1 protein-coding gene is annotated in these 660 nt (G+C 67.0%); it reads left to right on the top strand.

Going from position 1 to position 660, the window contains the following annotated elements:
- Positions 1–112: 112 nt before the first annotated feature.
- The coding region (locus tag FAF44_RS53545) for a hypothetical protein (protein ID WP_237111173.1) at positions 113–660 on the top strand (548 nt) is incomplete at its 3' end.

The following is a 660-nucleotide window of genomic DNA, read 5'->3' as shown; positions in this document are numbered from 1 at the left end:
TGCGCCTGCCGATAATTACATCCGCCCAGGTCGTGGCCCTGCGAGGGCTTTGTGTGGAGTACGCGAGCTCCGGACTCAGGAGACGGGAGCGCGTACGGCAAGATGATCGGCTGTGCTCCTTCGCCTGGCCTATCTGACCGTCACAAACGCTTTCGCCGCGCTGCGGTTGCTGCCTATGGGCGATCGGGACAAGGATGTGGAGATCCTCGCCCTGCGGCACCAGGTCACCGTCCTTGAACGCCAACTCGGCGCCGACACCCGGGTGAGATTCGCATCCGCGGACCGAGCCTTCCTGTCTGCGCTCCTGACCTCGCTGCCCCGGGAGGTCCTGCGTCGGCTGCGGCTGCTCATCCAACCGGATACCGTGCTGCGCTGGCATCGCGATCTGATGGGACGGCGGCATGCCCGTACCTGCCGGCCGAAGCGGCGTGGGCGCCCGCCCACGGTCCGCTCCATCCGCGTTCTTGTCCTGCGTCTGGTTCGGGAGAACCCGAGCTGGGGCTATCGGCGGGTGCATGGTGAACTCACCACGCTTGGTATCAAGGTCGCGCCGTCCACGGTGTGGGAGATCCTCAAGCAGGAAGGTCTCGATCCGGCGCCCGAGCGGGCCTCCACCACCTGGGCCGACTTCCTGCGCTCGCAAGCCGATGCCCTGCTGGC

The sequence above is a fragment of the Nonomuraea sp. MG754425 genome, from assembly GCF_021699195.1.
In the GTDB taxonomy this organism is placed as follows: Bacteria; Actinomycetota; Actinomycetes; order Streptosporangiales; family Streptosporangiaceae; genus Nonomuraea.
This window is presented reverse-complemented; position numbering and strand designations above follow the sequence as displayed.